Here is a 22,597-nt window from a genome sequence, read left to right on the forward strand (position 1 = left end):
GTCACCTGCCCCCGCCGCCGCCATGTCGTTCAGTTCTCCCTGCCGTCGTCGCCGCGGTCCGTGTTCCGGGTTTCGGGTCCCGCGGACTTGGTGGCGCGGGGCGCCGCCTTCCTCGTACGAGCCGGAGTCTTGGCCGGGGCTTTGGCGACGGTCTTCGCGGGGGCCTTCGCCGCCTTCTTGGCGGGCGGAGCGGCCGGCTCGGCGGTCTCCGCCTTCACAAGCTCCTTGGAGCCGCCGTCACTTGACGGCCGTTCGCCCCGCGGATCCGCCGTCGGCGGGACCGGCGCACCGGGCGCTCCGAACGGCAGCACCCGTACCTCGGGCCGCTCGACCGGCCTGCCCGGCACCGGGCTCTCGCGGCCGTCGATGAGGACGAGCGTCGCCTGGTAGACCACCGACAGGGTGTACGGCGTCTGGTAGAGCATCCCCCACAGCTTCGACGTCTCGTCGACGTCCATCACCGTCGGCGTGAACCGCACCCGCTGTGCCGCCTCGGCGAGATCGCTGCCTGCCAAGTACGGGCGTTCACCGGCCTGTTCGATGACGTCCTTCGGCAGGACGGGGATCTCGTGCAGGGTGCGCACCACGGAGCCGATGAGCCGCTGTCCGACCAGTTCCCGCTCGTCGCCGTACGCGCTGATCAGATAGTGCAGGTCGAGCGCCGCCGCGGGCCGCTTGACCAGCGTGCCGTCGGCCGCGCGGGTGGGCAGGTCGTTGTTGCGCAGCGAGGTGTTGGGCGTGACCTGGTGGAGGAAGACGGAGATCGTGGGCTGTTCCAGCTGCGGGTCGGCGGGCGGCTTGCGCGGCTCGACCTTCACCGCCTCACCGAACTCCGGGCCCACGTTGTTCTCGATCAGCAGGGCGAGAGCCTGGGTGACATGGGCGATGGCAAGTGCGTTGCTCATGACGTCAGTTCCTCGGTTCCTCTCGTCCTGCTGCTGTGTGCAAGGCGGCTCACTCGCGCCCCCGGGCCAGGTAGTCCGCGAGGCTCAGGGCCGTCCCCGGCCGCTCCGCCGCCTTCCGCCGCTGCCCGTCGCCTTGAGCGGCGCCGGCGGCTGTCACCTCCAGCCGTCCGATCTGCACCTGCACCACCTGCTCGGCGGGCTTGGACGGGCGGCGGGCCGCGGCCTGCCGTACGGCGTCGCGTGCCGCCGCCGTGTCGGCGGCACTGGGTCGCAGCGCCGCCGACACGGCTTGGGGGGCGGCCTCCGTACCCGGGGGGATGGGCACGGACACCGCGGTCTGTGCAGGTCCTGACTCCGTGTGCCCTCGCCCGGCCGCACGCCGCCCGGCCTCGGGCAGCGGACGCGGGCCCGGCGCGACGGGCGCGACAGGACGCAGCAGGGGTGCCTCGGCCCGGACCGGCTCGGACGGACGCGGGGCCGGTGCGACGGGCTCCCGTTCGGTGCGTACGACGGTCCGCTCCCGCTCCGTGTGCGTGCGCGTCCGGATCGCCGACGGACGCGGCGCATCCGGCGGCACGGCAGCCGCCGGCGTGCCGGCGGGCCACAGCAGCGTGTCCTCGTCCGGGGCTGGTCCGGCGGCCCGTACCGCCTCGACCCGCTCGAACGGGCCGGGCAGCCGGGGCCGTACCCGCACCGCGGCCGGTCGCGGGGATGCGTGCCGCGCGATCAGCCGGTCGAAGAAGTCGGGGCGGTCCGGCGCACCCCGGGTGTCAGACATCGGCACACAGCTCCAGGTAGTAGCGGCGCCGCGTCGGGCTGAGCGCCAGGATTTCCGGCTCGCTCCAGCCGTAGGCGGTGGCGAGGAGGTGGACGTCGAGGAGCACGTCCCGTGCCCAGGCGTCCAGTTCGGTCCACAGGTAGGAGGCGATGTCCAGTTCGGCCCGGGTGGCCTCGCCGCACTCGGGACAGGCGACGTCGATCACCAGGTCGGCGCCCGGGTCGGCGGCCTCGACGGCCTCGGCGATCCGGCGCTGCACCGGCAGGGGCAGCTCCCCCGCCTCCGCGGCCGTACCGTCGCGGGTCGCCGAGACCAGGCACCGGGCGAACAGCACGGCCCGCGGGTCCGCCGAACGGGCCGCGGCCTGCAGGTCGGCGACCCCGGGGAGCCTGAACTCGACGTCCCAGCCGTCCTGCCGGACCCGTACGACCGAGTCCCCGGAAGAGCCGAGTGACCCCGCGAGCTCCCCCGCGTCCAGGTCGAACTCCATGTCCGCCCCGCACACGGCGCAGTCCAGCCGCACCTGCATCCGTTCGCCGAACAGCGCCCGGCGCAGCGCGAACAGGTCCGCCTCGTGTTCGCCCACCGGGAGCTGCGGCAGCCTCCCGGTGTCGACGTCGGGCCGTGCCGTGCGGTGCAGCAGCAGTGCCCGTCCGGCCGGTGCCTGACCGAGCCCGGCCTCCCAGGCGGCCAGCAGTTCGGCCGCCCCGGTGATCGCCATGTCCCTCCCCGTTTCCCTCGACTACCCCAGGGTCATGCCGGGTTGAGGAACGAGGGCTCCTCCGGCTCGGGCACCTCGTAGTCCCGCTCCCAGCCCTCGCACTCGAGCTTCAGCGACTGGATGGCCACCGCGTTGGCGTTGGCGTCCAGCTCGCCGAGGACCTGGTACTCGCTCGGCCAGGTCCGGTAGAGCTTGTGCGAGACGGCGACCTGACCGGCCTCGTTGAGGACCTGGATGACGATGTCCTTGCGGAAGTCCGCGAGGGACACCTCCGAGCCGAGGCCCGCGCCGACCTGCCAGACCTTGTTGGCCCAGCGGTCGAACTCGGGGTCGTGGGTGACCCCGCGCTCCAGGGTGATGCCCTCGAACTCGGAGCGGCCCGGCGACTTGCGCGGGGAGGAGGGGTCGCCGCCGTGACGGTGCTTGACGACCTCGGTGGTCCGCTTCAGCGGACTGATCTTGCTGATGCCGGCGACCGTCCGACCGTCCCACAGGACCAGGAACTTGAAGTTCTTGTAGGGGTCGAAGCGATGCGCGTTGACCGTGAACTCAGCCATCGATTTCCTTCAGCTCTCCGAGATTGACGGGCCGTTAGAGAGCGAACTGCCCGGACGTCTGCTGGATCCTGACGACCACGAACTCGGCCGGCCGCACCGGCGCGATCCCGACGAGCACGTTGACGACGCCGTTCGCGACGTCCTCGTCCGTCGTGGTCTCGCTGTCGCACTTGACGAAGTACGCCTCGCGCGGGGTGCTGCCCTTGAAGGCGCCCTGGCGGAAGAGCGTGTGCAGATACGAGGAGGCGGACAGCCGGATCTGCTGCCACAGGCTCTCGTCGTTGGGCTCGAACACGACCCACTGCAGGCCGCGCTGGAGGCTCTCCTCCACATGCAACGCGAGCCGTCGCACGGGCACGTACTTCCAGGCGCTGTCGAGGGCGTCGGAGCCCTCCAGCGTGCGCGCGCCCCACACCAGCGGGCCGGTGACCGGGAAGGTGCGCAGGCAGTTGACGCCGAGCGGGTTGAGCAGTCCGGTCTCACGGTCCGTCAGGTCGACGGTCAGCGAGTGCACTCCGACGAGTTGCGCCTCCGTACCGGCCGGTGCCTTCCAGACCCCGCGCTCGGAGTCGGTGCGCGCGATGACGCCCGCGACCGCCCCGGAGGGCGGGAAGGCGCGCAGTCGCCCGGTGAGCGGATCGGTGAGCTGGATGTGCGGGAAGTACAGGCCGGCGTGGTTGCCGCGCACCGGGTCGAAGGCGGACAGCCCGGCACGGGCGCTGTCCACGCTCACCCAGGAGCTGGGCGCGTCGACCAGCAGGAAGATCCGACGCTCCTCACACAGCCGCTGAGCTGCGGACACGACGGTGAGGGCGTCGTCGGTCTTCTCGTAGGAGGCCAGTTCGGGCAGTGCGAGCAGGTTGACGTCGGCCACCCCGCGCAGCGCCTGGATGCCGGTCTTGTCGGCCTCGGAGCCGATGAGGTCGCGCGGGCCGGGGGCCTCGCCGTCCTCGCCGCCCTCCAGGGGGAACACCGGCGGGTTGACCGAGCCCTCCAGGCCCAGGTCGTTGGCGCACTCGCCGAGGAAGCGGACCACGTCCTCGGGGTCGGTGGAGCCGGCGACCACCTGGATGCGGCGGCCGAAGGCGGTGACCTCGACGCCCGCGAAGGCGTGCCTGCCGGGCGCGTCGGGCAGGGCGCGCAGCTTGCGCTCCAGGAGCAGCGCCAGCTCGGTCACGGAGGACGGGGCTTCGCCGTCGCAGTCGGGGTCGTAGAGCTTGAACTCGCGCTCCACGTCGCCGATCTTCACCGTCAGGTCGACGGCCAGGTCGGGCAGGTCGTGGCCGAACGGCTTGGAGACGGTGCCGGACGGGTCGGGGCGGCCCTCGCCGACGGCCTCGACGCGGATCAGCCGCGATCCGGCGTTGATCACGGTGGGCGCGTGGCTTCCGCTGCCGGCGTCCATGGACAGGCCGGTGAAGCTCTCGCGGGCGTCGCCCTTGGCGTCGTAGACCCGCAGGTTGAAGGTGGCTTCGCAGTCCGGGGTGTCGTAGTCGACGGCGACGCGCAGGCCGTTGCCCCACACGCCGGGTTCCTTGGCGTGGACCTCCAGGACGCGGCTCTCGCTGTGGCCCTCGGTGGACTCCAGGACGACGCAGGCGGCCTTGCCGCTGCCCGCCTTGGCGACCCGGACGATCACGGCGACGGAGCCGCCGTTGCCGAAGAACTGGTGCACGGCGTAGGCGAGCGGGCTCTGGGCGCTCAGCCCGCCGAAGCGCCGCTCGAAGTCGGCGAATCCGGTGACGCGCACCGGCTCGTTCAGCGGGCCGCGCCGGGTGTGTCCCACGAATGCGGTCACCGAAGTGGTCACGGCGGAGATGGCGCGGGTGCTGCTGGGAAGCTCTTCGACGTAGACGCCCGGATACGTCGGCCTGGCGGCCGCGGCATTCGTCGGCATTCCCCCTCCTATCCCTTCTCAGGCACCGGTCAAAGGCACCAAGAGGCGGCAGAGGGGAGAGGTCTTGGCACGGCGGAGCGCAGCGGTCTGCCGACGCGTCCTTGCCGCGCCGGACCGCACACCCCGTATCAGCTTCCCCCGTCAGTGCCCCGGGCGGACGGCCGCCCGGGTCAAGCACGCACGCTTGTGACTCCTGATGCTCAAGTGCTCTGCCCAGACTGCGAGTCGGCCATTGCGGGAGCAAGGCGTGTTCACGCCAGTCCGAAAGGAGGTTCGATGAAGGCGGGTGTGCACAACTCGCACCGGATGTGCGCGTGTCGGAACAGGCGCTTCACAGATCCCACACAGCCCTTGGTGCAGCAGAATGGACCACATGTCCCGACGTACCTCGCAATCCCGGCGGCAGCACGGCTCCGCCCCAGTCCACAAGCCCTCCTGCCCTTGCGGTCTTGCGGAGACGTACGAAACGTGCTGTGGCCGATTCCACCGGGGTGAGGCCGCGGCACCCACGGCCGAGGCGCTGATGCGTTCGCGCTACAGCGCCTTCGTGAAGCTCAACGAGCAGTACCTGCTGAGGACTTGGCACCCGGGTACCCGCCCGGCGACGCTCAAACTCGACCCCGGCATGCGCTGGAGGGGCCTGGAGATCCTCGACACCACCGACGGCTCGGCCTTCCACAGCACGGGCACAGTGACCTTCCGCGCCTCGTACGAGGGCGGCTCGCTGCTGGAACGCAGCCGGTTCGAGCGAAGCGAGATGGGGGTCCCCCCGGCCGGAGGCTGGGGGAGGGTCGAGGGGGCCTGGGTGTACGTGGACGGGGAGTTCCCCGAGGCGTAGACGCGCAGGATCAGGGCGCCAGGATGTCCAGCTCCTGAAGCGCGCCCACCGTGATCTCCCGGGTCAGCTTCTCCGCGCGGGCCGCGTCGCCCTCGCGGACCGCCTCGGCGACCTGGACGTGCAGGGTGACGGCGGCCGGGTCGGGGTCCTCGAACATCACCTCGTGATGGGTGCGGCCCGCGAGGACCTCGGCCACGACGTCACCGAGCCGGGCGAACATCTCGTTGCCGGACGCCACCAGGATCACCCGGTGGAAGGCCATGTCGTGGACGAGGTACTCCTCCAGCTTGTGGCCGCGGGAGTTGGCGACCATGCCGAGCGCGCACTCGGTGAGTTCGGCGCACTGCTCGGCGGAGGCGTTCCTGGCGGCGAGGCCCGCGGCGACCGGTTCGACGGCCGAGCGCAGGACGGTCAGCGAGCGCAGCTGGTGGGGGCGGTCGGCGCCGGCCAGCCGCCAGCGGATGACCTGCGGGTCGTAGACGTTCCACTCGGACTTCGGGCGCACGGTGACGCCGACCCGCCGCCGCGATTCGACCAGATGCATGGATTCGAGCACCCGGACGGCCTCGCGCATCACCGAGCGTGACACGTCGAAACGCTGGGCGAGCTCGTCGGTGCGCAGAACGCTGCCCGGCGGGTACTCGCCCGCGGTGATCGCGGGGCCGAGGGAGTCCAGTACATGGCCGTGCAGACCCCGGCCCGGAGTGGTCATGCGCTCAGCGTACGGGGCGGGTCACGGGAACAAAAAGTCAGACTTATATGTCACAGGGTCTTGAATTCGTCGTACCTAATCGGTTTCAGTGTCGTCGGCGTCGGTTGAACGGCCGGCGTCCGGATGTCGAAGAAGACAGTGAGAGCACCATGCAGCAGCTGCGCACCCCCCATGTCGTCGTGGTCATGGGCGTGGCGGGCACCGGCAAGACCACCATCGGTCCCCTCCTCGCGGCCCGGCTCGGCGTTCCGTACGCCGAGGGCGACGACTTCCACCCGCAGGCCAACATCGACAAGATGTCGGCCGGCGTCCCGCTCGACGACGAGGACCGGTGGCCCTGGCTCGACGCCATCGGTGCCTGGGCGCACGGGCGGGCCGGGCTCGGCGGGGTGGTCAGCAGCTCGGCGCTGAAGCGGTCGTACCGCGACCGGCTCAGGGCCGCCGCCCCCGGTGTCGTCTTCGTGCACCTGACGGGCGACCGGGCCCTCATCGAGGACCGGATGGCGCACCGCCAGGGTCACTTCATGCCCACGGCACTGCTCGACTCCCAGTTCGCCACGCTCCAGCCGCTCCAGCCGGACGAGGCGGGCGTCGCGGTGGACGTCACCGGGAGCCCCGAGGAGATCACCGCCCGGGCCGTGAAAGCACTGGACGCCCTGCCCCACCCGGCCGCGTAGCACCCACCCCCCGCACTCCCTCCCCCATCCCCGTACCTGCAAGGGAACTCCCGTGACCAGACTCAGCGTTGAGATGCTGGCAGCGGACGCACCCGCGCCGATCACCTCGGCTGGCCACGCTCAGCTGGGCCTCGCCGTACTGGCGGGCATCGCCGTCATCGTCCTGCTCATCACCCGGTTCAAGCTGCATGCCTTCCTGTCCCTGACCATCGGCTCGCTGGCGCTCGGCGCGATTGCCGGGGCGCCGCTCGACAAGGTGCTCACCAGCTTCACCACCGGGCTCGGCACCACGGTCGCCGGGGTGGGCGTGCTGATCGCGCTCGGTGCGATCCTCGGCAAGATGCTCGCCGACTCCGGCGGTGCGGACCAGATCGTCGACACGATCCTCGCGAAGGCGGGGGGCCGGGCGATGCCGTGGGCGATGGTGCTGATCGCCTCGGTGATCGGGCTGCCGCTGTTCTTCGAGGTCGGCGTCGTGCTGCTGATCCCGGTCGTGCTGATGGTCGCCAAGCGCGGCAACTACTCCCTGATGCGCATCGGCATCCCGGCTCTCGCGGGCCTCTCGGTGATGCACGGTCTGGTCCCGCCGCACCCCGGCCCACTGGTCGCGATCGACGCGGTCAAGGCGAACCTGGGTGTCACGCTGGCCCTCGGCGTCCTCATAGCCATCCCGACGGTGATCATCGCCGGCCCGCTGTTCTCGAAGGTCGCGGCCCGCTGGGTGGACGTCCCCGCCCCCGACCGGATGCTCCCGCAGCGCGCCTCGGAGGAACTGGAGCGGCGCCCCGGCTTCGGCGCCACCCTCACCACGATCCTCCTCCCGGTCGTCCTGATGCTGTCCAAGGCCCTGGTCGACATAGTCATCGACGACCCGACGAACCTCACCCAGCGCGTCTTCGACGTCATCGGCTCCCCGCTGATCGCCCTGCTCGCCGCCGTGCTGGTCGGCATCTTCACGCTGCTGCGGCCCGCCGGTTTCGGCAGGGAGCGGCTGACTCCGCTGGTCGAGAAGGGTCTTGCGCCCATCGCCGGCATCCTCCTGATCGTCGGCGCGGGCGGCGGCTTCAAGCAGACGCTGATCGACACCGGTGTGGGCCAGATGATCCTGGACATGTCCAAGGACTGGTCGATCCCGGCGCTGCTGCTGGCCTGGCTGATCGCGGTGGGCATCCGCCTGGCGACCGGTTCGGCGACGGTGGCGACGGTCTCGGCGGCCGGCCTGGTGGCCCCGCTCGCGGCCGGCATGTCGACCACGCACACGGCCCTGCTGGTCCTGGCCATCGGCGCCGGCTCGCTCTTCTTCAGCCATGTCAACGACGCCGGATTCTGGCTGGTGAAGGAGTACTTCGGCCTGAGCGTCGGCCAGACCGTCAAGACCTGGTCCGTCATGGAGACGATCATCTCGGTGGTCGCGGGCGGTCTGGTCCTCCTCCTCTCGCTGGTCATCTAGGGGTACGGCAATGAGTCATCCGCTCTTCGACATCAGCGGCCGCACGGCCCTGGTCACCGGTTCCAGCCGCGGCATCGGGCTGGCCCTGGCCCGGGGCCTCGCGGAGGCCGGCTGCACGGTGGTCCTCAACGGCCGCGACGCGGACCGCCTCACCAAGGCGGCCGCGGAGCTGCCCGGCGACGTCCACACAGCCGTGTTCGACGTGACCGACGGCCCGTCGGTGGCCGCCGGCATAGCGGATGTCGAGGAGCGGGTCGGCCCGCTGGACATCCTGGTCAACAACGCCGGGATGCAACTGCGCGCCCCGCTCCTGGAGTTCACGGACGGCGACTGGCACCGCATCCTGAACACCAACCTCACCAGCGCGTTCCTGGTCGGCCGTGAGGCGGCCCGCCGGATGACGGAACGCGGCCACGGCAAGATCGTGAACATCTGCTCGCTGCAGAGCGAGGTGGTCCGCCCCGGCATCGCTCCCTACGCGGCCACCAAGGGCGCCCTGAAGATGCTCACCAAGGGCATGTGCGCCGACTGGGGCCCCTACGGCGTCCAGGTCAACGGCCTCGGCCCCGGCTACATCGAGACCGAGCTCACCCAACCCCTCGTCGAGGACGAGGAGTTCAGCGCCTGGGTCCGCCGCCGCACCCCGGCCGGCCGCTGGGGCCGCACCGAGGACCTGGTGGGCGGGGTGCTGTTCCTCGCCTCGCCCGCCGCGGACTTCGTCAGCGGGCAGGTGCTGTACGTCGACGGCGGAATGACGAGCGTGCTGTGAAGGGGCCATCCGGGATGACGGAGATGCTCGGTTGCGTGATCCACGGCCAGGACGACCTGCGCGTCGAGGAGCTGCCGGTCCCCGAGCCCGGCCCCGGCCAGGCGCTGGTCGCCGTCCGCTACGGCGGCGTGTGCGGCTCCGACCTGCACTACTGGAAGCACGGCGGGGTCGGCGACTTCCGCCTGAAGGAGCCGATGCTGCTGGGGCACGAGGTGGTCGGGACGGTCGTCGCACACGGCTCCCCGGACGCGTCCGGCCCGGCCGTGGGTACGGCGGTTGCGGTGCACCCGGCGACTCCGTGCGACATGTGCCCGGAATGCGTGGAGGGGCGCCGTAGCGTCTGCCGGGACACCCGCTACCTCGGCAGCGCGGCCCGCTTCCCGCACGTACAGGGCGGGTTCGCGGCCCAGGTCGTCGTACCGGCAGAGCAGTTGAGGCCACTGCCGGAGGGTCTCGACCTGCGCCGGGCGGCCCTCGCCGAGCCTCTCTCCGTCGCCCTGCACGCGATCCGCCGGGCCGGAGACGTCCGCGGCAGGCACGTCCTGGTCACCGGGGCCGGGCCCATCGGCTGTCTCGTCGTCGCGGCGGCGAAGGCGGCGGGCGCCGCACGGGTGACGGTCACCGATCTCCTCCCGGCGGCCCTGGAGTACGCACGTGCCGCGGGCGCCGACAGCCTCGTACGGGCCGACGATCCGGAGGATGCCGGGTGGCCGTCCGAGGTGGACGTGGCGGTGGAGGCGTCCGGGGTGGCCGCGGGTCTCGACACCTGTCTGCGTCTGGTGCGGCGCGGCGGGGTCGTCGTGCAGCTCGGGATGCTGCCGCCGGGGCCGAGCCCCTTCGCCGGGAACCTGGTCGTGAGCCGGGAGATCGAGCTGCGGGGAGCATTCCGTTTCGACACGGAGTTCGACGAGGCACTGCGGCTGCTCGCCGCCGAGCCGGCCTTCGACGGGCTGGTCAGCGCGGTGGTCCCGGTCCGGGAGGCGGAGTCGGCGTTCGCGCTGGCCGCGGACCGCAGCCGTTCCTGCAAGGTGCTGCTCGACTTCGAATCCTGAATTTTCCCCAAGGATCAGCCCAAGGCGGCTTCCCCGCCGCCCGGGTGGGCCCGATGATGAGGGGACCCTGGACACAGCCTCCAGGGGCGCTGGGGGTCGGGGGGTCGGGGGGCGTCATGGCGGTTTCCCTCGGGATGCGTATCTCGGGGCTGCTCGTGGTCGGAGCGGTGGCGGTGGCCGTCACGGCCTTCAACGGTGACGGGAGTGACACCCCGGACAGCCGGGGCGGCGGCAGCACGATCGTGACCGCGGGGCCGTCGCACGGCGTCGCGTCGCCCTCACCCACACCTCGGCAGTCGCCCGCCGGAGAGGCGGGCAGCACCGCACTGCCGAGCGGCCGGGGCCCCACCCGTACCGCCACTCCCTCGCCAAGTGCCGGCTCCCCGAGCAACAGGCCCCTCCTGAGCCCCACTTGGCTCCCGCCGGGTCCCGCCTCTCCCAACGCCGACACCACACCGGACCCGTCGAGCGTCTACGACCAGCTCCGCGACCCCGGCCAGTGCCGGACCGCCCTCAAGCTGATCCCCACGGCCTCCACGGACCCTGAGTGGCGCCTGCTGCACGCCCTCGCCACCGCCTGCCTGGCCGTCCAGGGCGAGGGCGGCAACTGGGCCACGGCGGCCAAGGAGTACCCGGCTCTCGCAGGCAGGGCAGACACCTGCAAGGGCCGCGCCGCCTACGCGGTGCTCGGCGGCTTGTTGCACTTTCATCGCCAACACCCGGAAGCCACCGTGCAGTTGAAGGCTGCATCAGGCGGCACGCCCGCCTGCACCTACCGGATCGCCGGCGTGGACCCGGGCGGCGACGGCGCGGCACAACCGGGCGACACGATCGCCATCGAACTGCGGGGCACCTTCTTCGACCATGCGGAACTGCTCCGGTTCGGAAGCGTGTTCATCGGCGGACAGCAGACCGCCGGACCACCGGTCCTGCGGTCGCAGACGGGTGATGGGCTGGTGCTGTCGGCGGTGGTGCCATCTCTCTGCGGTACGGCGGCGCCCCAAAGGGGCGCGGGGCTGTGTCGATCTGCGGCTCCGCCGCGGGGCGCGACCAGCCCCGACGGCGCCGCAGACAACGACCCCGTGGACATAGTCGTCCGCTACGGAAACACGGAGGCCCGCCTCAAAAACGCCCTCACGGTAGCTGCACCCGCCGTAGCATCCTCGCCCCCGCCGGAGGCACCTTCAGGGCCGCCACAAGGGGTGCTCCCGCTCGGCCCACTCCCGGCTCACCCTCCCGGTCCGTAGCCCGCCCCGCGCCTCCGGATCCCCGATCGCCATTCCGATGTGCCCGGCGAGCACGATCCCGATGGTCAGCGCCAGCCAGTCATGGACGAACGTCGCGCTGGTGCGCCACATCAGCGGGGTCAGATGGGTGAACCACATGATCAGCCCGGTACCGAGCATCACCAGCGTGGCCCCGGCGATCCACGCCGCGTAGATCTTCTGCCCCGCGTTGAACTTCGCCGCCGGTCGCGACGACCGCCGCTTGTCCCGGCGCAGAGCCGCCCGCAGCCAGACCCTGTCGTGCGGTCCGAAGCGGTTCAGATGCCCCAGGTCGGCGCGGAAGTGGCGGGAGACGAGACCGACCAGGACGGGCACGGGCAGGGCGAGCCCTGCGCACTCGTGCACACGGACCACCAGCTCCCGCCGGCCGACGAGTTCGGCGAACTGCGGGATGTAGAGGAAGGCCGCGGTCACCACGCACACACCCATCAGCGCGGCCGTCGTACGGTGCACCCAGCGCTGCACGGGGCCGAAGCGGCGGACCCCGGCGACCGGCGGTGTGTGCGCCTCAGCTCGTAGGCTCATCGTCCCGCCCGTTCGAGTGGCCGACCCAGGCGTCGACGTCGTAGCCGCGGTCCTCCCAGTAGCCCGGCTTCACGTCTTCGGTGACGGTGATGCCGGACAGCCACTTGGCGGACTTGTAGAAGTACATGGGCGCCACATAGAGGCGGACCGGGCCGCCGTGGTCGTGGCCGATGTTCTTGTCCTGCATGCGCAGCGCGACCAGGACGTCGGAGCGGCGGGCCTGGTCGAGGGTGAGGCTCTCGGTGTACGTGCCGTCGAAGCAGGTGAAGCGGACCGCCCCGGCCGTGGAGCGCACTCCCGCGGCGTCCAGCAGCCGGGACAGCCGCACCCCCTCGAAGGGCGTGCCGGGGACCCGCCAGCCGGTGACGCACTGGACGTCCTTGACCAGCCGGGTCTGCGGCAGGGCGCGCAGGTCGTCGAGGGTGTAGGTCTTCGGGCGGTCGACGAGGCCGTCGACGGTGAGGCGGTAGTTCGTGGCGTTCCTGTGCGGCACGGAGGAGGCGACCGAGTAGTAGCGGAAGCCGCCGCCGTTGGGGAGCAGGCCGGTCAGGCCGGTGGGGTCCTTGTCGGCGGCCGCGCCGAGGAAGCCCTCCAGGGCGCGCTGCAGGGTGGGGGCGGCGACCACGCCGAGGGCGCCCAGGCCGATGGTGCCGAGCAGGACACGACGGCCGACCGGTGTGCCGCGCTCCGGCGGTGGCTGCGGTGTGCCCGGCTCCTCGGGTTGTTCGGAGTTCACGTATCCATTCGAACACCCGCGACCCCGGCGGGACCAGGAATCGCGGGTGATCGTCAGGGTTCCGTAAGCACTTCTTACGGGCTTCTCAGAAAACCGCCGCATCCGGGAGGCGTCACGACGCGTCCCCCGCCGCCTTGTCCAGCTGGAACGCCTCGTTGCCGAGCCCGATGCGGGCGTGCGCCTCGGGCGAGCGGGAGCGCAGCACCAGGCCCTGGGCCAGGCCGACGACCAGGGCGAGGCCGATGATGCCGGGCAGCGCCCAGCTCAGGGCCGAGTCCGGGCCGGCGCCGACCAGGACGTCGAAGTCCTTGACCGTGTAGCCGGCGATCACGAGCAGGGCGACGGCCGCAAGGGCGGAGGTGACCAGCCGCCAGGCCTGGGCGCCCGCCGCGCCACGCCGGGCGAAGAAGACGATCACCGACACGGAGGCGGCCGCCATCAGCAGGATCACGCCGAGCGCGCCGATGTTGCCGAGCCAGGTGAACAGGTGCAGGACGGGTGCGGTCGGGTCGCCGGTCGGCTTGTCGTCGGCGACCGCGAACGCGATCACGACGACCGCGGAGACGACGGTCTGCAGCAGGGAGCCGGTGCCGGGCGCGCCGCTCGTTCCCGTCGTACGGCCGAAGGTGCGCGGCAGCAGTCCCTCGCGGCCCATGGCGAAGGCGTACCGGGCGACGACGTTGTGGAAGCTGAGCAGGGCGGCGAACATGCCGGTCACGAAGAGGACGTGCAGGACGTCGGTGAAGGTGGAGCCGAGCCGGGACTCGGTGAGGGAGAACAGCAGCCCGGCGCTCTCCTTCTGCGCGGCGCCGACGATCGCGGAGGGGCCGGTGGCAACGGTGTACGCCCAGGAGCTGATCGCGAAGAAGACGGTGACGAAGCCGACCGCGAGCAGCATCACGCGCGGGACGAGGAGGTGCGGCCGGCTGGTCTCCTCCGCGTACACCGGTGCCTGCTCGAATCCGGTGAAGGCCGCGATGCAGAAGCAGAGTGCCGTGCCGACTCCGGCGCCGGTGAGGGTGTCCGGGTTGAAGGCGTGCAGCGACAGGCCCTGCTTGGCGGGGTCGGTGATCGAGGCGACGTCGAAGATGACGACGAGGATCACCTCGACGACCAGCAGAACGCCCAGCACGCGCGCGTTGACGTCGATCTTCAGCCAGCCCAGCAGCCCGACGACGGCCACGGCCGCCAGCGCCGGTATCCACCACGCCACCTGGACGTCGGCGTAGGTGGCGAACAGGTTGGAGACCTCGAAGCCGAAGATGCCGTAGATGCCGACCTGGAGCGCGCTGTAGGCGGCGAGGGCGACGAGGGCCGCGCTCGCCCCGGCGGTGCCGCCCAGGCCGCGGGAGATGTACGCGTAGAAGGCGCCCGCGTTGTGGACGTGCCGGCTCATCTCGGCGTACCCGACGCTGAAGAGGACCAGCACCACGCCGAGGACGACGAAGAGGAGCGGCTGTCCGACGATGCCCATCACCGCGAATGTGGTGGGCATGACACCAGCGACCACCATGAGGGGGGCGGTCGCGGCAAGCACGGAGAGCAACAGGCCGCCCGCGCCCAGCCGGTCGGCCCGCAGGGCGCGCTCCTGCCCCAGATAGGTACTGATGCCGCCCGCGGCGGCTCTGCTCGCGTTGGAACTGCCCGTGGTCATTCGGGGGACCGTCCTTCTGTCGGGGTCGGGAGTGTCAGGCCGTGCCGAGCGCGGTGGCACGCGCGGCGCGGAAGGCGGAGTGCGGATCACGGTCCGGGTACGACCAGGGGGCGGGGGTGGCGTGCTCGCCGATGCGGTGGAACAGGGCGGCGGCCTCGGCGCCGCGGCCCTCGCAGACCTTGGCGTGGGCGAGGAAGTTGAGGTCGACCAGGCGGCGCGGGTGGCCTTCGTGCTCCCATTCCAGCCACCAGTCGAAGGCGGCCTTCATCACCTGCCGGGCCCGGCGTCCGCTCCAGTGGCCGGAGGCGGCGGGGTCGGCGGGTTCGTGCCCGGCGGCGGCCAGTACGCGGTAGCGCTCGGCGTGGGCGACGACCGGGAGGATCGCGAGGGGGGAGTCGGCGGGGGCGTGCAGGGCGGAGCGGTTGGCGAAGTCGTAGACCTCGTGCAGCGGGTCCGGGCCGGCGTCGGCGTGCCGCTCGGCGAGGCGGGCGACCATCAGGTGGTGGGCGTGGTGGTGGTCGGCGTACCGTCCGCGGACCTCGGCGAAGAGCAATTCGCAGTCCCGGCCCGGGTCGCGCTCCAGCATGAGCAGGCCGAGCCACGGGGTGGGGTCGGCGGGTACGAGTGCGGCGGCGTCCCGGCAGGCCTCGCGGGCGCGCTCCGGTTTCTCCTTGCCCCGTAAAGCACGCTGGACGAGGGCGAGCGCGAGCAGTACGGCGGCGTCGGCGGAGTCGGGCTCGGCGAGCAGCCAGTCCCGCGCCCAGGCGGCGCTGTACGGCTCCAGCGCGAGCACGGTGACCCGGTGCCCGCGGCGGTCCCAGTCGTCCCCCGTCTGAACGAGCAACGACCGCGCGGCCTGCCACCGCCCCTGCGTCAACGCGGCCCGGGCGGCGACGAGTTCGGCGTCGTCGAGGGCCGCGTCGAGGGGCTGGGCCGCGCGCTTGCGGCCCCGGCCGAAGGGGGGCGGGGGTGGGGACACCGCGGGATCTTCCTCACGCGACGCGGCTCGACGTCTGGTATCGGTCCGGCCTGATATCGGTTTGCCGTCAGCTGGTCACGCACAGCAAACCCCCAGCCAACGCTTTGCGTCAAGGGAGGGACGGTTGTTACACGCGTCAACTTCCGTTACTGGCGGGGCAATTGTGATCGCGCGGGACGTTCGTTCCGCCGCACGCGGTCATGCGTGTGGCGCACACCATGGCGCCGCACGCCCCCGCACCCCACCATGGCGGGACGACCGCGGCCGCGCCCTTGCTCTTCGGGGAGACGTGACCGAGTCGACGGCCCGATCCGGGCACTCCCAGGGGCAAGCCGGGCCCTGGGACGCTACAGTCACCCACTACGCACCCCGTGGCCCGGCCCATCTGACTCGAGGTACGCAGCGTGTCCGTTCTGGTTCTGATTCTCGCCGTGAGCGCTGCCTGCTGCCTGGGCTTCGGATTCGTGCTCCAGCAGAACGCGGCCCAGCGGGCACCCCTCAGCGACTTCCTCTCACCACGTCTGCTCCTCGACCTGATGCAGGTGCCGCGCTGGCTGGGCGGCATCGCGCTGATGGTGGCCGGCATGGTCCTCGGCGCGATAGCGCTGAGCCAGGGCGAGATCTCCCTGGTCGAACCGCTCCTCGCCACCAACCTCCTGTTCGCCCTGGCCCTCTCCCGCAAGCAGACCAGACAGCCACTGGGCCGCCAGGGCTGGACCGGCCTCGCCCTGCTCGCGGGCGGCGTCACCGCCTTCATCGTCGCGGGCGAGCCACGCGGCGGCACCGCGGTCAGCGACCCCTTCCGGCACTGGCTGATCATCGGCGCCATGATCGGCCTGGCCCTCCTCCTGACGACGTACGCGAAGCGCTCCCGGCTGAGCGCCGCCCCCGTCCTCCTCGCCCTCGCCGCGGGTCTCCTCTACGGAGTCCAGGACGCCCTCACCCGGGTCAGCGGCGAGCGTTTCACCCAGGGCGGCCTCACCGAGCTGGTGACGGGCTGGCAGCCGTACGGCGTGGCGGCGCTCGGGGTCGCCGGCCTGATCCTGGTCCAGAGCGCCTTCGAGACCGCGCCGCTGCGGATGTCGCTGCCCGCGCTCACCGCCGCCCAGCCACTGGCCGGCATCCTGTGCGGAGTGGGCTTCCTGGGCGACCGCCTGCGCACCGACACGGGCGCCCTCGCCTGGGAGGCGGCGGGCCTCGCGGCGATCGTCGGAGGCATCGTCCTGCTCGGCCTGCACCCGTGCATGCCGAGCGGCACGACGAAGCCGGAGCGGGCCGAGGCCCTGCAGCGCGGCTGACCCCGTCCTGCTTGGATGGCGGCATGACGAGCCCCGCAGACGAAATCCTCGACATCGTCGACGAGAACGACCAGGTCATCGGCCAGTCCCCGCGCGGCGAGGCCTACGCCAAGGGCCTGCGCCACCGCTGCGTCTTCATCCAGGCCCGAGATGCGGAAGGCCGCCTCTTCGTCCACCGGCGCACCGCCACCAAGCTGGTCTTCCCCTCCCTCTACGACATGTGGGTCGGCGGAGTGGTCGGCGCGGGCGAGTCCTACGACGAAGCCGCACTGCGCGAGGCCGAGGAGGAACTCGGCATCTCCGGGCTGCCGAGCCCGCGCTTCCTCTTCAAGTTCCTGTACGACGACGGCGCCGGCCAGACGTGGTGGTCGGCGGTCTACGAGGTCCGCTGCGAGCTGCCGGTGAGCCCACAGGCGGAGGAGGTGGCCTGGCACGCCTTCCTGCCGGAGGCGGAGGTGGAGCGCCGGCTGAGCGAGTGGGAGTGGGTGCCGGACGGTTTGGCGGCGTACGAGCGGCTGAGGGACTGGGAGCGGCAGCCCCCGGCGGACGACGCCGACTGAAGCTGGATAAAGTCGTAAGCGTGATCGAATTCGGACGGAACGTCCGGCTCTGGTTCGCCCCGGAACAGGTCCGGAGCGAGGGCGGAACGCCGGACTACCGCTTCTCGCTGGCGAACGAACGCACCTTCCTGGCCTGGCTGCGCACCGCCCTCGCCCTGATCGGCGGCGGCTTCGCGGTGGACCAGTTCCTGCCGGACCTGCGCTGGGCCTGGCGCGTGGGCCTGGCGCTGGCGCTGCTCGGTGCGGGCGTGCTGTGCTCGCTGCGCGCGGTCAACCACTGGATGCGTTGCGAGCGGGCCATGCGCCGCGGCGAGGATCTGCCGGTCTCGCGGTTCCCGGCACTGCTGAGCATCGTCGTCGCCGTCGTGGCCGTGGCGATGGTCGTCGTCGTACTCGTCGGGTGGGAGGGATGACCGCCCACGCGGGCCAGGCGCGCGACCCCGGGCTCCAGCCGGAGCGGACCCGGCTCGCCTGGCGGCGTACCACGCTGGCGAGCACCGTGGCCGCCGTCCTCGCCACGAAGACCGCGCTGCACGGCGGCCGCTCCGCGGCCGGGATCATCGCCTGCGCGCTGTGCTGCGTCCTCTGGCTGGGCTTCCTCTTCGTCGCGCACCGCCGCATCAGCGCCCTGGCGTCCTCCGACAGCCCCCTGGCCCTTGCCCCCCGGCACGCCACCGCGGCAGTGCTGTGCACGGTGGCCCTTGCGGCGTGCGGGGCGGCACTGGTCCTCTGACCAGGGATTTCGCACCGAAGTCCGCTAGCCGGCCGGTTCCACCTCCCACTCCACCGTCACCACGATCTTCCCCCGCGTCCGCCCCTCCTGGTTGAGCCGGTGCGCATCCGCCGCGCGCTCCAGCGGGAACGTCTCCGACACGTGCACGGACACCGCCCCTTCCTCCGCCAGCCCGGTCAGCCGCAGCAGGTCCTCGGCGTCCGGGCGCACCCAGCAGTAGCGGCCGCCGTAGTCGACGACATCGCCGTCGGCGATCGACGCGAGGCGCCCCTCGGGGGCCAGCAGATTGGCCGAAACCTTGAGGGTCTCACCGCCGACGGTGTCGAACACGGCGTCCACGCCCTCGGGGACCAGCCCGCGCACCCGCTCGCCCAGCCCGTCGCCGTACTCCACGGGCTCACCGCCGAGCGCCCGGACGAAGTCGTGGTTGCGCTCGCTCGCCGTACCGATCACGCGAGCACCGAGGTGCCGGGCGAGCTGCACGGCGATGGACCCGACGCCACCCGCCGCCGCGTGCACCAGGACGGTCTCGCCGTGTTTGACCTGGAGCGCCTTGACGAGCACCTGGTAGGCGGTGAGCCCCGCGAGAGGCAGCCCGGCCGCCTCCTCGAAGGAGAGGTTGCGCGGTTTGCGGGCGAGGGTGCGCACGGGAGCGGCGACGTACTCGGCGAAGGTGCCGCGCGAGAGGAAGTCCTCCCGCACGTATCCGATGACCTCGTCCCCGGCGGTGAACTCCGTGACGGACACGCCCGGTTGGACCACGACGCCGGAGACGTCCCAGCCGGGCACCACCGGGAAGACGGCGTCGAGCATTCCGTCGAGGTGGCCCTCGCGGCACTTCCAGTCGACGGGATTGACGGCGGCCGCGCGGACCTTGACGAGGACCGCGTCGGGGCCGATCTTCGGGTCGGGCAGCTCGCCGTACTCGAGCACATCGGGTCCGCCGTACCGCGCGTAGCTGATGGCCTTCATGGGCTCGACCCTCCGGTGTACGCGGACGCCACGCAAGCCGAATGGTCTGATATGCGCCGTTCGCGTGGCACCCTGTCCGACGTCATCACCAGCACTCCCCCCGAAGGCGAACCCCCATGACCACCCTTCACCTCGAACACGCGTCCCACACTCATGCCCACGGCCCCGACTGCGGACACACACAGGTGCCGCACGGAGATCACGTCGACTACGCACACGACGGGCATCTGCACCGCGAGCACGGCGGCCACTGGGACGAGTGCGAGCCGGACGGGCACGCACCGCACGAGGACCACGAGCACCGGCACGGAGAGGGCTGCGGACACGAGAGCGTCCTGCACGGCGACCACGTCGACTATCTGCACGACGGCCATCGGCACGCCCCGCACGAAGGCCACTGGGACGACCACTGAAACCGGCCGGAACCGGTCGGCCGACAGCTCCCCGCGCCATCGCGCCGGGAGCTGTCGGCCTATCGTGGCTCAGATCACGTTCGGCGCACATACTGGACGACATACCGACCGGTCGGCATCATGGTGGGGAACCGTTCTGACGCCTCTGAAGGAGCACCGATGAGCCCCGACCACCCGCCAGGTCTCGATCTCGACCGGCTGCGCGGCCTGCTCGACCAGGAGCGGCCCGGCCTGGTGCACGGCCCCCTGACCGGCCGGCTGATCGAGGGCGGACGGTCGAACCTCACGTATGCGGTCTCGGACGGCACCTCGAAGTGGGTCGTGCGCCGGCCCCCGCTCGGCCATGTGCTGGCCACCGCGCACGACATGAAGCGCGAGCACCGGGTGATCAGCGCACTGCACCCGACGAACGTGCCCGTGCCGCGCCCCGTGCTGCTGTGCGAGGACGAGGCGGTGCTCGGGTCGCCGTTCTACGTCATGGAGTTCATGGAGGGCACGCCGTACCGCACGGCCGACCAGCTCGCCCCGCTCGGCCCGGAGCGCACGCGGGGCGCAGTGCTGTCCCTGGTGGACACGCTGGTCGAGCTGCACGCGGTGGATCCCGCCGAGGTGGGCCTCGCGGACTTCGGCCGCCCCGAGGGCTTCCTGGACCGGCAGCTGCGCCGCTGGGGCAAGCAGCTGGACGCCTCCCGCAACCGCGACCTGGCCGGCATCGACGAGCTGCACGCCTCGCTGGGCCGCCGGCTGCCCACCTCCCCCGCACCGGCCGTCGTGCACGGCGACTACCGGCTGGACAACGTCCTGATCGGCGAGGACGACAGGATCAGGGCGATCCTCGACTGGGAGATGTCCACGCTCGGCGACCCGCTCACCGACCTGGGCCTGCTGGTGATGTACAGCATGCCGCTGGGCATGCCCGACTCCCCGGTCTCCACGACCGCCGAGGCCCCCGGACATCCCTCCCCCGCCGAGCTGATCGAGCGATACGCGGCCCGCTCGGGCCGAGACGTCTCCGCCGTCTCCTGGTACACGGCGTTCGCCTGGTTCAAGCTCGCCGTGATCCTCGAGGGCATCCACTACCGCTACACGCTGGGCCAGACGGTCGGCCGCGGCTTCGACCGCATCGGCGATCTGGTGCCGGTGTTCATCGAGCACGGCCTGACCACTCTCCAGGAAGGCTGACGGACCATGGACTTCGCGTTCGACGCGCGCACCGAGGAACTGCGTGCCAAGCTGCTCGCCTTCATGGACGAGTACGTCTACCCGGCCGAGGCGGTCGCCGAGGAGCAGCGGGCCGCGCTCGCGTCCCCCTGGGACACGCCTGCCGTGGTGGAGGAGCTGAAGGCGGAGGCGCGCCGGCAGGGCCTGTGGAACCTCTTCCTGCCGGACGCCGAGCACGGCGCCGGACTGACCAACCTCCAGTACGCGCCGCTGGCCGAGATCACCGGCCGCAGCCCGCAGTTGGCGCCGACGGCCACGAACTGCGCGGCCCCCGACACCGGCAACATGGAGGTGCTCGCGCAGTTCGGCGACGAGCAGCAGAAGAAGCAGTGGCTGGAGCCGCTGCTGGCCGGCGAGATCCGCTCGGCGTTCGCGATGACCGAGCCGGAGGTGGCCTCGTCCGACGCCACCAACATCACCACGCACATCGAGCGAGCCTCCGACGGCACAGACGAGTACGTCATCACGGGCCGCAAGTGGTACATCTCCGGGGCGATGAACCCGGACTGCAAGATCTTCATCGTGATGGGCAAGACGGACCCGGACGGCGCGGACATCCGCCGCCAGCAGTCCATGGTCCTGGTGCCCCGTGACACCCCGGGCGTCACCGTCAAGCGGGCGATGCAGGTCTTCGGCTACGAGGACCACTACCACGGCGGCCACGCCGAGGTGATCTTCGACCACGCGCGCGTGCCGGTGACCAATCTGATCGGCGAGGAGGGCGGCGGCTTCGCCATCGCCCAGGCCCGCCTGGGCCCCGGCCGTATCCACCACTGCATGCGGCTGATCGGCATGGCGGAGCGGGCGATCGAGCTGATGTGCCGCCGGGCGGTGTCCCGTACGGCCTTCGGCAAGGCGCTGGCCCAGCAGGGCGTGGTGCACAACTGGATCGCCGACGCGCGCGTGACGGTGGAGCAGCTGCGGCTGCTTGTGCTGAAGACGGCCTGGCTGATGGACACGGTCGGCAACAGGGGGGCCCACGCGGAGATCCAGGCCATCAAGATCGCCACGCCTCGCGCGGTCGTCGACATCATCGACCGGGCTATCCAGCTGCATGGCGCAGGCGGAGTCAGCCAGGACTTCCCGCTGGCCGAGCTGTACGCCGGAGCCCGGACACTGATGATCGCGGACGGCCCGGACGAGGTGCACCAGCGGTCGCTGGCGCGCCGGGAGCTGAAGAAGTACCTGTAGGGCACGGGTGAGGGGCGGTCGCCATGGCGACCGCCCCTCACCCGTGTACGCCCTACGGCCGCAGCGCCCGCAGCAGCAGGTCCGCCAGGTGGTCGGCGACCTCCTGCGGGCTCATCGGCCCGTCCGGCCGGTACCACGTCGACAGGTGGTGCACCGAGCCGAAGTGGTAGTCCACCACCAGGTCGGCGGGCGTCGCCTTGGAGAAGACACCCGCCTGCTGCCCCTCCTCCACCAGCGCACGGAAGCGCTCGTGGTAGCGCCGGCGCTCGGCACGCACCTGCTTGTTCTTCTCCGGGCTCAGGTGGTGCATCGAGCGGAAGAAGATCATCGCGTCGTCGAGGTTCTCGATCGTCGTGACGACGACATCGGCCGCCGCGCCCCGCAGGCGCTTCTCGATCGGCTCGTCGGCGTCCGCGAACGCGTCGAGGCGCTCCTGCTGGAGGCGCAGCACCCGCGAGTACACCTCGTGCAGAAGGTCGTCCTTGGAGCCGAAGTAGTGGTACAGCGCCCCCTTGGTGACGCCGGCCGCCTCGACGATCTCCTGTACGGAGGTGCGGTCGTAGCCCTGCTCGGCGAAGAGCCGGGTGGCGGCGGCCAGCAGCCGCTGCGGGACGGGAGTACCGTCACCGTCCGTCGTTCTGGGCACTGTGCCGCCACCTGCCTTCCAAGGTCT

The 22,597-nt window shown here is 71.6% G+C and carries 25 protein-coding genes; 13 read left to right on the forward strand and 12 right to left on the reverse strand.

The features are described 5' to 3' along the window. Positions 1-29: 29 nt before the first annotated feature. From ACFY1E_RS15110 to ACFY1E_RS15130, 5 genes are read right to left on the reverse strand one after another with little or no spacing between them, the layout of a single operon-like run. A complete protein-coding gene (locus ACFY1E_RS15110) occupies positions 30-905 on the reverse strand; it encodes a DUF4255 domain-containing protein (RefSeq protein ID WP_389075678.1) in 876 nt (291 codons plus the stop codon). 49 nt (positions 906-954) lie between these two features. Next, on the reverse strand, positions 955-1,683 hold the full coding sequence (locus tag ACFY1E_RS15115; RefSeq protein WP_389075680.1) for a hypothetical protein: 729 nt from the start codon (positions 1,681-1,683) through the stop codon (positions 955-957). Further along, complete coding sequence (locus ACFY1E_RS15120; protein ID WP_389075681.1) at positions 1,676-2,404, reverse strand: hypothetical protein; 729 nt, start codon at positions 2,402-2,404, stop codon at positions 1,676-1,678. Before ACFY1E_RS15120 ends, ACFY1E_RS15115 begins: the two co-directional genes overlap by 8 nt. A 32-nt stretch (positions 2,405-2,436) precedes the next feature. Beyond that, positions 2,437-2,961, reverse strand: coding sequence for a phage tail protein (locus ACFY1E_RS15125; RefSeq protein WP_004003113.1), 525 nt, complete (start codon positions 2,959-2,961; stop codon positions 2,437-2,439). Between the two features lie 34 nt (positions 2,962-2,995). After that, entirely contained in the window at positions 2,996-4,858 is a 1,863-nt protein-coding gene (locus ACFY1E_RS15130; RefSeq protein ID WP_389075682.1) for a phage tail sheath subtilisin-like domain-containing protein, read from the reverse strand. A 373-nt stretch (positions 4,859-5,231) separates the two neighbouring features. On the opposite strand from ACFY1E_RS15130, the gene ACFY1E_RS15135 reads away from it, so the two are divergent. Beyond that, positions 5,232-5,696, forward strand: a complete 465-nt coding sequence (locus ACFY1E_RS15135; protein ID WP_389075685.1) for a YchJ family protein — start codon at positions 5,232-5,234, stop codon at positions 5,694-5,696. 10 nt (positions 5,697-5,706) lie between these two features. Here ACFY1E_RS15135 and ACFY1E_RS15140 read toward each other — a convergent pair whose 3' ends face one another. Further along, positions 5,707-6,408: a FadR/GntR family transcriptional regulator gene (locus tag ACFY1E_RS15140; RefSeq protein ID WP_351465924.1), complete on the reverse strand. Its 702-nt coding sequence runs from the start codon at positions 6,406-6,408 to the stop codon at positions 5,707-5,709. A gap of 149 nt (positions 6,409-6,557) precedes the next feature. On the opposite strand from ACFY1E_RS15140, the gene ACFY1E_RS15145 reads away from it, so the two are divergent. From ACFY1E_RS15145 to ACFY1E_RS15165, 5 genes are all read left to right on the forward strand, one after another. Continuing rightward, a complete protein-coding gene (locus tag ACFY1E_RS15145) occupies positions 6,558-7,085 on the forward strand; it encodes a gluconokinase (protein WP_389075688.1) in 528 nt (175 codons plus the stop codon). Between the two features lie 52 nt (positions 7,086-7,137). Continuing rightward, positions 7,138-8,535: a GntP family permease gene (locus ACFY1E_RS15150; protein ID WP_389075691.1), complete on the forward strand. Its 1,398-nt coding sequence runs from the start codon at positions 7,138-7,140 to the stop codon at positions 8,533-8,535. Positions 8,536-8,545: 10 nt separating this feature from the next. Beyond that, positions 8,546-9,304, forward strand: coding sequence for an SDR family oxidoreductase (locus ACFY1E_RS15155; protein ID WP_389075693.1), 759 nt, complete (start codon positions 8,546-8,548; stop codon positions 9,302-9,304). A gap of 23 nt (positions 9,305-9,327) precedes the next feature. Next, positions 9,328-10,356: an L-idonate 5-dehydrogenase gene (locus ACFY1E_RS15160; RefSeq protein WP_389076036.1), complete on the forward strand. Its 1,029-nt coding sequence runs from the start codon at positions 9,328-9,330 to the stop codon at positions 10,354-10,356. Between the two features lie 116 nt (positions 10,357-10,472). After that, entirely contained in the window at positions 10,473-11,603 is a 1,131-nt protein-coding gene (locus ACFY1E_RS15165) for a hypothetical protein (RefSeq protein WP_389075696.1), read from the forward strand. On the opposite strand, the gene ACFY1E_RS15170 is transcribed toward ACFY1E_RS15165, so the two are convergent. From ACFY1E_RS15170 to ACFY1E_RS15185, 4 genes are all read right to left on the reverse strand, one after another. Further along, positions 11,541-12,167, reverse strand: a complete 627-nt coding sequence (locus tag ACFY1E_RS15170; RefSeq protein WP_389075698.1) for a cytochrome b/b6 domain-containing protein — start codon at positions 12,165-12,167, stop codon at positions 11,541-11,543. The genes ACFY1E_RS15165 and ACFY1E_RS15170 overlap by 63 nt on opposite strands. Continuing rightward, a complete protein-coding gene (locus tag ACFY1E_RS15175) occupies positions 12,151-12,903 on the reverse strand; it encodes a molybdopterin-dependent oxidoreductase (RefSeq protein ID WP_099927718.1) in 753 nt (250 codons plus the stop codon). Before ACFY1E_RS15175 ends, ACFY1E_RS15170 begins: the two co-directional genes overlap by 17 nt. A 112-nt stretch (positions 12,904-13,015) precedes the next feature. After that, the gene (locus ACFY1E_RS15180; RefSeq protein ID WP_389075701.1) at positions 13,016-14,557 is read right to left on the reverse strand and encodes an APC family permease; all 1,542 of its coding nucleotides are present in this window, start codon (positions 14,555-14,557) and stop codon (positions 13,016-13,018) included. Between the two features lie 34 nt (positions 14,558-14,591). After that, a complete protein-coding gene (locus ACFY1E_RS15185; protein WP_389075704.1) occupies positions 14,592-15,536 on the reverse strand; it encodes a hypothetical protein in 945 nt (314 codons plus the stop codon). Positions 15,537-15,940: 404 nt separating this feature from the next. On the opposite strand from ACFY1E_RS15185, the gene ACFY1E_RS15190 reads away from it, so the two are divergent. Genes ACFY1E_RS15190 through ACFY1E_RS15205 form a run of 4 tightly spaced genes read left to right on the forward strand, consistent with a single transcriptional unit; the run spans position 15,941 to position 18,127 of the window. Next, entirely contained in the window at positions 15,941-16,834 is an 894-nt protein-coding gene (locus tag ACFY1E_RS15190) for a DMT family transporter (protein WP_389075706.1), read from the forward strand. 23 nt (positions 16,835-16,857) lie between these two features. After that, positions 16,858-17,394, forward strand: a complete 537-nt coding sequence (locus ACFY1E_RS15195) for an NUDIX hydrolase (protein WP_389075708.1) — start codon at positions 16,858-16,860, stop codon at positions 17,392-17,394. 20 nt (positions 17,395-17,414) lie between these two features. Continuing rightward, the gene (locus ACFY1E_RS15200; protein ID WP_344404236.1) at positions 17,415-17,807 is read left to right on the forward strand and encodes a DUF202 domain-containing protein; all 393 of its coding nucleotides are present in this window, start codon (positions 17,415-17,417) and stop codon (positions 17,805-17,807) included. Continuing rightward, entirely contained in the window at positions 17,804-18,127 is a 324-nt protein-coding gene (locus ACFY1E_RS15205; protein ID WP_389075711.1) for a DUF202 domain-containing protein, read from the forward strand. Before ACFY1E_RS15200 ends, ACFY1E_RS15205 begins: the two co-directional genes overlap by 4 nt. Positions 18,128-18,151: 24 nt before the next feature. Here the strand turns inward: ACFY1E_RS15205 and ACFY1E_RS15210 are convergent, their stop codons facing one another. Then, positions 18,152-19,099 carry an NADP-dependent oxidoreductase gene (locus tag ACFY1E_RS15210; RefSeq protein ID WP_389075713.1) on the reverse strand — a complete coding sequence of 316 codons (948 nt, stop codon included), beginning with the start codon at positions 19,097-19,099 and terminating at the stop codon, positions 18,152-18,154. Positions 19,100-19,215: 116 nt separating this feature from the next. On the opposite strand from ACFY1E_RS15210, the gene ACFY1E_RS15215 reads away from it, so the two are divergent. From ACFY1E_RS15215 to ACFY1E_RS15225, 3 genes are all read left to right on the forward strand, one after another. Next, a complete protein-coding gene (locus ACFY1E_RS15215; protein WP_344404233.1) occupies positions 19,216-19,512 on the forward strand; it encodes a hypothetical protein in 297 nt (98 codons plus the stop codon). A 159-nt stretch (positions 19,513-19,671) separates the two neighbouring features. After that, the gene (locus ACFY1E_RS15220; protein WP_389075715.1) at positions 19,672-20,694 is read left to right on the forward strand and encodes a phosphotransferase family protein; all 1,023 of its coding nucleotides are present in this window, start codon (positions 19,672-19,674) and stop codon (positions 20,692-20,694) included. A 6-nt stretch (positions 20,695-20,700) separates the two neighbouring features. Next, positions 20,701-21,924 carry an acyl-CoA dehydrogenase family protein gene (locus tag ACFY1E_RS15225; protein ID WP_389075717.1) on the forward strand — a complete coding sequence of 408 codons (1,224 nt, stop codon included), beginning with the start codon at positions 20,701-20,703 and terminating at the stop codon, positions 21,922-21,924. 52 nt (positions 21,925-21,976) lie between these two features. Here ACFY1E_RS15225 and ACFY1E_RS15230 read toward each other — a convergent pair whose 3' ends face one another. Next, positions 21,977-22,570, reverse strand: a complete 594-nt coding sequence (locus ACFY1E_RS15230; protein ID WP_351465873.1) for a TetR/AcrR family transcriptional regulator — start codon at positions 22,568-22,570, stop codon at positions 21,977-21,979. Positions 22,571-22,597: the final 27 nt, after the last annotated feature.

The organism is Streptomyces sp. NPDC001604 (assembly GCF_042893475.1).
Lineage (GTDB): Bacteria > Actinomycetota > Actinomycetes > Streptomycetales > Streptomycetaceae > Streptomyces.

Coding starts and splice junctions, on each gene's coding strand:
- ACFY1E_RS15210 (WP_389075713.1), bottom strand. CDS start 19,099: ATGAAGGCCATCAGCTACGCGCGGTACGGCGGACCCGATGTGCTCGAG.
- ACFY1E_RS15125 (WP_004003113.1), bottom strand. CDS start 2,961: ATGGCTGAGTTCACGGTCAACGCGCATCGCTTCGACCCCTACAAGAAC.
- ACFY1E_RS15165 (WP_389075696.1), top strand. CDS start 10,473: ATGGCGGTTTCCCTCGGGATGCGTATCTCGGGGCTGCTCGTGGTCGGA.
- ACFY1E_RS15170 (WP_389075698.1), bottom strand. CDS start 12,167: ATGAGCCTACGAGCTGAGGCGCACACACCGCCGGTCGCCGGGGTCCGC.
- ACFY1E_RS15205 (WP_389075711.1), top strand. CDS start 17,804: ATGACCGCCCACGCGGGCCAGGCGCGCGACCCCGGGCTCCAGCCGGAG.
- ACFY1E_RS15160 (WP_389076036.1), top strand. CDS start 9,328: ATGCTCGGTTGCGTGATCCACGGCCAGGACGACCTGCGCGTCGAGGAG.
- ACFY1E_RS15135 (WP_389075685.1), top strand. CDS start 5,232: ATGTCCCGACGTACCTCGCAATCCCGGCGGCAGCACGGCTCCGCCCCA.
- ACFY1E_RS15215 (WP_344404233.1), top strand. CDS start 19,216: ATGACCACCCTTCACCTCGAACACGCGTCCCACACTCATGCCCACGGC.
- ACFY1E_RS15180 (WP_389075701.1), bottom strand. CDS start 14,557: ATGACCACGGGCAGTTCCAACGCGAGCAGAGCCGCCGCGGGCGGCATC.
- ACFY1E_RS15130 (WP_389075682.1), bottom strand. CDS start 4,858: ATGCCGACGAATGCCGCGGCCGCCAGGCCGACGTATCCGGGCGTCTAC.
- ACFY1E_RS15120 (WP_389075681.1), bottom strand. CDS start 2,404: ATGGCGATCACCGGGGCGGCCGAACTGCTGGCCGCCTGGGAGGCCGGG.
- ACFY1E_RS15225 (WP_389075717.1), top strand. CDS start 20,701: ATGGACTTCGCGTTCGACGCGCGCACCGAGGAACTGCGTGCCAAGCTG.
- ACFY1E_RS15195 (WP_389075708.1), top strand. CDS start 16,858: ATGACGAGCCCCGCAGACGAAATCCTCGACATCGTCGACGAGAACGAC.
- ACFY1E_RS15140 (WP_351465924.1), bottom strand. CDS start 6,408: ATGACCACTCCGGGCCGGGGTCTGCACGGCCATGTACTGGACTCCCTC.
- ACFY1E_RS15220 (WP_389075715.1), top strand. CDS start 19,672: ATGAGCCCCGACCACCCGCCAGGTCTCGATCTCGACCGGCTGCGCGGC.
- ACFY1E_RS15110 (WP_389075678.1), bottom strand. CDS start 905: ATGAGCAACGCACTTGCCATCGCCCATGTCACCCAGGCTCTCGCCCTG.
- ACFY1E_RS15115 (WP_389075680.1), bottom strand. CDS start 1,683: ATGTCTGACACCCGGGGTGCGCCGGACCGCCCCGACTTCTTCGACCGG.
- ACFY1E_RS15155 (WP_389075693.1), top strand. CDS start 8,546: ATGAGTCATCCGCTCTTCGACATCAGCGGCCGCACGGCCCTGGTCACC.
- ACFY1E_RS15145 (WP_389075688.1), top strand. CDS start 6,558: ATGCAGCAGCTGCGCACCCCCCATGTCGTCGTGGTCATGGGCGTGGCG.